This window comes from Streptomyces sp. (assembly GCF_050698815.1).
Lineage (GTDB): Bacteria > Actinomycetota > Actinomycetes > Streptomycetales > Streptomycetaceae > Streptomyces.
Genome location: NZ_JBOHCV010000770.1, coordinates 1 through 5,361, shown reverse-complemented (window position 1 = coordinate 5,361; position 5,361 = coordinate 1). Strand labels below are relative to the sequence as shown.

5 protein-coding genes, 1 tRNA gene and 1 pseudogene are annotated in these 5,361 nt (G+C 70.5%); 4 read left to right on the top strand and 3 right to left on the bottom strand.

Annotated features, from left to right (window positions below):
- Nucleotides 1-230: 230 nt before the first annotated feature.
- Nucleotides 231-315: transfer RNA gene (locus tag ACRDP3_RS27630), tRNA-Leu, on the bottom strand.
- A gap of 143 nt (nt 316-458) precedes the next feature.
- Here ACRDP3_RS27630 and ACRDP3_RS27625 point away from each other — a divergent pair.
- The 3 genes from ACRDP3_RS27625 to ACRDP3_RS27615 all read left to right on the top strand — a co-directional run bounded on the left by ACRDP3_RS27625 (nt 459) and on the right by ACRDP3_RS27615 (nt 3,102).
- Nucleotides 459-1,793: a M20/M25/M40 family metallo-hydrolase gene (locus ACRDP3_RS27625; RefSeq protein ID WP_431519749.1), complete on the top strand. Its 1,335-nt coding sequence runs from the start codon at nt 459-461 to the stop codon at nt 1,791-1,793.
- Between the two features lie 162 nt (nt 1,794-1,955).
- The gene (locus ACRDP3_RS27620) at nt 1,956-2,189 is read left to right on the top strand and encodes a chaplin (protein WP_431519750.1); all 234 of its coding nucleotides are present in this window, start codon (nt 1,956-1,958) and stop codon (nt 2,187-2,189) included.
- A gap of 169 nt (nt 2,190-2,358) precedes the next feature.
- Nucleotides 2,359-3,102, top strand: a complete 744-nt coding sequence (locus ACRDP3_RS27615) for a chaplin family protein (RefSeq protein ID WP_431519748.1) — start codon at nt 2,359-2,361, stop codon at nt 3,100-3,102.
- Nucleotides 3,103-3,214: 112 nt separating this feature from the next.
- Here ACRDP3_RS27615 and ACRDP3_RS27610 read toward each other — a convergent pair whose 3' ends face one another.
- Complete coding sequence (locus ACRDP3_RS27610; protein ID WP_431519747.1) at nt 3,215-3,403, bottom strand: DUF5703 family protein; 189 nt, start codon at nt 3,401-3,403, stop codon at nt 3,215-3,217.
- Nucleotides 3,404-3,450: 47 nt separating this feature from the next.
- Between ACRDP3_RS27610 and ACRDP3_RS27605 the strand changes: the two genes are divergently transcribed.
- A complete protein-coding gene (locus ACRDP3_RS27605) occupies nt 3,451-4,152 on the top strand; it encodes a hypothetical protein (protein ID WP_431519746.1) in 702 nt (233 codons plus the stop codon).
- Nucleotides 4,153-4,158: 6 nt separating this feature from the next.
- Here the strand turns inward: ACRDP3_RS27605 and ACRDP3_RS27600 are convergent.
- Nucleotides 4,159-5,361: pseudogene (locus tag ACRDP3_RS27600) on the bottom strand (hypothetical protein); the annotation flags it as partial.

Below are 5,361 nucleotides of genomic sequence, written 5' to 3'. Positions count from 1 at the left end.
CACCGTCCGCCCCCACGAGGCACTCGCCTGGAACCGCCCCTACGACGTCCACATCGGCGTCGCCGACCCCGTCATCCCCAACTTTCCCGAGCCCCAAAACCTGCCAACTACTTGACGCGAGACATGCTCACCTACGCCCCGAACAAGGGGACCGTACTGGCCGAGATCGCGCCCTGCCCTACAAACGACAAAACCCCACGGTTGGTGAAAGACCGTGGGGAAATGGTCCGTGTCGGGAGGGGGACTTGAACCCCCACGCCCTGTAAAGGGCACTAGCACCTCAAGCTAGCGCGTCTGCCATTCCGCCACCCCGACAGGGCTCTACGCGTGCCGTGGGCACCGCGGCAGGGCCAACTTTAACACCGGAGACGACACCGCCGATCACCCGTCCCCGTGCCCTTGGGGGTCCGCCGCGGAAGCGGGAGGATGGTGGCGGACCCGTGACACGAGGAGGCAGTGTGAACCAGTCGAGCCCGACACCGACCGGTAGCGGCGTGAGTGCCGAGAGTGAGGTCGTGGACCTCTGCCGTGATCTCATCCGGATCGATACCAGCAACTACGGCGGCAACGAGGGCCCCGGTGAGCGCGTGGCGGCGGAGTACGTCGCGGAGAAGCTCGCCGAGGTGGGGCTGGAGCCGGAGATCTTCGAGTCCCGGCCCGGGCGGGCCTCGACGGTCGCCCGTATCGCCGGGGAGGACCCGTCCCGTCCCGCGCTGCTGATCCACGGGCACACGGATGTGGTGCCGGCCAACGCTGCGGACTGGACACACGACCCGTTCTCCGGAGAGATCGCCGACGGCTGCGTGTGGGGGCGTGGCGCCGTCGACATGAAGGACATGGACGCGATGACCCTCGCCGTCGTACGGGACCGGCTGCGCAGTGGCCGGCGGCCGCCGCGGGACGTGGTGCTGGCCTTCCTCGCCGACGAGGAGGCCGGGGGCGTCTACGGCGCGCGGCACCTGGTCGACAACCACCGGGATCTCTTCGAGGGGGTGACCGAGGGCATCGGGGAGGTCGGGGGCTTCTCCTTCACGGTCAACGAGGACCTGCGGCTGTATCTGATCGAGACCGCCCAGAAGGGCATGCACTGGATGCGGCTCACGGTGGACGGCACCGCGGGACACGGGTCGATGACCAACACCGACAACGCCATCACCGAACTGTGCGAGGCGGTGGGGCGGTTGGGGCGGCACAAGTTCCCGGTGCGGGTGACCAAGACCGTGCGTTCCTTCCTGGACGAGCTGTCCGACGCGCTGGGCACCGAACTCGACCCGGAGGACATGTCCGAGACCCTCGCCAAGCTCGGCGGCATCGCGAAGATCATCGGCGCGACCCTGCAGAACACGGCCGCGCCGACCCAACTCGGCGCCGGTTACAAGGTCAACGTCATTCCGGGGCAGGCCACCGCCCACATCGACGGACGGTTCCTGCCCGGGCACGAAGAGGAGTTCCTGGCGGACCTGGACCGGGTGCTGGGGCCGCGCGTGCTCCGTGAGGACGTGCACACCGACAAGGCGCTGGAGACCAGCTTCGACGGCACGCTGGTGGACGCCATGCAGGCCTCGCTGAAGGCCGAGGACCCGGCCGCGCGGGCGGTCCCGTACATGCTCTCCGGGGGCACGGACGCCAAGTCCTTCGACGATCTGGGGATCCGCTGCTTCGGTTTCGCACCGCTGAAGCTGCCGCCGGAGCTCGATTTCGCCGGGATGTTCCACGGAGTGGACGAGCGAGTGCCCGTGGACGGACTGAAGTTCGGCGTGCGAGTCCTGGACCGTTTCCTCGACCAGTGCTGAACCGACTGGCGTTGATCCCTCATATGGTCGCCAAATAATCGGCCAACTGTACATGTTCCCCCGGAAAGAGTGAATGCGTACACCGGCTCGTACCCCCGTTCCTCCGTTCTCGTTACAGGGGTGCGGTTCGCAGTTGGGACCGCATGCCAACAAGGAGGAATGATGATCAAGAAGGTCGCCGCAATCGCGGTTGCCACGGGTGGTCTCGTGCTCGCGGGCGCGGGCATGGCCGTTGCCGACTCCGGTGCCCAGGGCTTCGCCGCGGGCTCGCCCGGGGTGGGATCGGGCAACACCATTCAGGTTCCCGTGCACGTGCCGGTGAACGCGTGTGGCAACACGATCTCCGTGGTCGGGTTCCTGAACCCCGCCTTCGGCAACGTGTGCGTCAACGACTGACGTTGAGCCTCACCACGTGAGGATGTGAAGCCCGGGCGGCCGCGGAGTGCGCGCCACGCACTCCGGGGGCCGCCGGGGCCTTTCCGGGGGCGGACGCGCGGGATTGACCCCACGCCCCCTTTGTGCCCTCGAAGTATCCACAGGCAGAAGGCAAGGCAGGGATCGAACCATGCGACAGGTCACAAGAAAAGGCCTGATCACCGCGGCCGCGGCGGGCGGTATGCTCGCCACGTTCTCGGGAGGTACGGCGTTTGCGGACGCGGGGGCACAAGGCGCCTCCGTGGGATCGCCCGGAGTACTGTCCGGCAACACCATCCAGGTTCCGGTGCACGTCCCGGTGAACGTGTGCGGCAATACGGTGAACGTCGTCGGGTTTCTGAACCCGGCGGTGGGAAACCGCTGCAGCAACGGTGGCAACGGTGGCTCGGGCTCGAGCTCGAACGGCAACGGCTCCAACGGCAACGGCTCGAACGGCAACGGCTCCAACGGATCCGGTTCGCAGGCCAGCGGCACGTCACAGGGCTCGCCGGGCGTCGGTTCCGGCAACGTCATCCAGGCGCCGGTCCACGTGCCGGTGAACCTCTGCGGGAACACCATCACCGCTATCGGCGGACTCAACCCGGCCGTGGGCAACGGGTGCGGCAACGGCTCGCCGGGCAATCCTGTGAACCCCGAGAACCCGGGCAACCCCGAGAACCCGGGCAACCCCGGTAACCCCGAGGTGCCCACCACGAACAAGCCGGTGGACCTGAAGCCCGCCGCCGACGTACGGGCACCGTCCCGGCCGGAGGTGAACGGCGAGCTGGCGCAGACCGGCAGCGGGGAAGGCATCGGCATCACCGCGCCGCTGAGCGCCGGCCTGCTGATCGGCGGCTTCGTCCTCTATCGGCGCGCCCGGGCGATGCGGCGCTGACTCAGGCCGCGGCTCGGCGCCGGTGCCGGCGTCGACGCGGACGCAGACGGCGGAGCGGACTCCACACGGGTGGGGTCCGCTCCGCCGCCGTGTCCGTCGCCCGCCCGGGCGCTCACCACGTGGCGTGCAGCTGGCGGATGATCCGGCGGCGCAGCCGCACTCTGCGGCTGCCGTCGGGATAGAGCCGGGTTCGGGCCAACTCCCAGTGTCCGTACTCGGCATGCTCGGTCAACAGTCGGGTCGTTGCCTTGCGGGACACCCCGCGAGGGACGTACACATCGCGAAATTCGTATTCCGGCATCTCATCTATTGTGCGGGCAGCGGACGGATGCGGATAGCGTCTGCACTATGTCTGATGCTGCGCAGCCCACCGCTGCCGACGTACGCGCCGCCGCCGAAGCGGTGAAAGCCGCGCTGGACCTGCACCTCGAGGCGGTCGAGCGCCGGGCGGAGGGTGCCGTGGAAGGCGATGAGACCGGCCCCTCCGGCACCGCCGTCTACGCCGCGTTCGATGAGCTGGCGGCGGCGGGTGAGGCGTACGACGAGCTGCTCTACGAGCGGTACGACGAGGTCACCCCCTTCGAGATCCCCGGGGGTGACTCGATGCCCGCCTACACCGGCCCTGATGTGCCCAGCGCGCTCACCGTCCTGATCCGGCGGGACTACACCGTGGTGGAGCCTCAGCGGCTGCTCGCGCAGGCGCAGCGCGTCACCGACCTCGATCCCGACTCCGCGGACGACGACAGCCAGGCCGGGGGGTCGGCGGGCAGCAGTGTGCACGCGGCGCTGGGCGTGCTCTTCGGCGAATTCGAAGCGGACGAGATCGCTACCCGGCACAAGGAGTTCGGCCTGGACGAGGGGGATTCGACGCTGTGGGTGACGGCGGGCGACGAGCCGAGTGAACCGGGGGAGTGGCTGACCGCGCCCTTCGATCAGGCCGACCCCGAACGGGTGATCTGCCGGTTCGACGTCAGCGCCGTCTTCGATGACGCCGAGTTCGAACTCGGCCTGGACGACGAGGACGGACCCGGCGGCCGGGCACGGCGGTAGGGCGCGTCACCCGTCCGAGCCCGGCTCCGGGGTGGCCTCGGCCGCGCGGGCGGACCGCGTCAGCAGCGTGCGGAGCCGCGTGGTGCGCTCCGGAACCGTCACCGAGGTGACGGCACGGGGGAGTGCGTCCTGTACACCGTGGACGACCGAGAGGTGCCGTTCGCCGCGGCCGAAGGCCGTATACACCCACTCGCGCGTCAGCGCCCCCGCCGCGTCGCCCGGCAGCACGACCACGGCGGCGGGCCAGCGCGTGCCGACCGACTGGTGGGCCGTCACCGCCCAGCCGTGCCGTACCGCCTCGGCGACCCGCTCGCGAGCCACCACGACCGACTCGCCGGTGTCGGCGTACTCCAGCCGCAGCCCCTCCTCGTCGGCCGAGACGACGGTGCCCAGCGCCGTACGCCCCGGCACGGGGGAGTGGGCCACCCGGTCTCCGGGGTCGAAGCCCCCGAAACGGCCGGGGCCCGGATTGAGCCGGTCCTTGAGCGCGGCGTTCAGAGCCCGTGTGCCCGCTGCCCCGCCGTGCCCGGGGGTGATCACTTGGGTGTCCCCGACGGGCACTCCCAGCGCGCGCGGCACCGAGTCGCCGACAAGCTGCTCCGTACGGTGCACGGCCTCCCCGGCATCCCGTACCGGCACGATGACGACCTCCTTGCCGGGGGCGTCGACCTGACTCAGCTCGCCGATGCCGATGCCGGAGACGAGTTCGCCGATCGGCCCGGGGTCCGGCGTGCGCGAGGCGATCCGCGGGCAGGCGCGGGCCGAGACCACATCCGCGAACACCTGCCCGGGGCCGGCCGATCCGAGCAGCTGCGGATCGCCGCTGAGTACCAGTCGCGTTCCGTCGGACAGTGACTCGACAAGGGCCGCCGCGGTCTCGGCGTCGAGCTGCGGAGCGTCGCAGACGACCAGGAGGTCGAGAGCCCACGTCCCGTCCTCGTCCCGGCCGGGCCCCTCGCGGTCGGCGAGCAGGCCGGCGACGGTGACGACGGGGGAGGGCGCGGTGCCGACCTCACCGTCGGAGCCGTCGGTGAGGTCGGTGAGGTCGGTGCCGTGCTCGGGAAGGAGCCGGGCGAGGCGCGTACGGCCGTTCGTGCTGTGGGCGGCCGCGTAGGCGCGCAGCCCGAGCCGCCGGGCTGCGGCGACCAGCGCCACGGGCTCGGCACGGGCGGCTTCGCCGCCGGTGTGGGCGACCAGGCCGTGGTCCGC

Coding starts and splice junctions, on each gene's coding strand:
- ACRDP3_RS27605 (WP_431519746.1), top strand. CDS start 3,451: ATGTCTGATGCTGCGCAGCCCACCGCTGCCGACGTACGCGCCGCCGCC.
- ACRDP3_RS27620 (WP_431519750.1), top strand. CDS start 1,956: ATGATCAAGAAGGTCGCCGCAATCGCGGTTGCCACGGGTGGTCTCGTG.
- ACRDP3_RS27610 (WP_431519747.1), bottom strand. CDS start 3,403: ATGCCGGAATACGAATTTCGCGATGTGTACGTCCCTCGCGGGGTGTCC.
- ACRDP3_RS27615 (WP_431519748.1), top strand. CDS start 2,359: ATGCGACAGGTCACAAGAAAAGGCCTGATCACCGCGGCCGCGGCGGGC.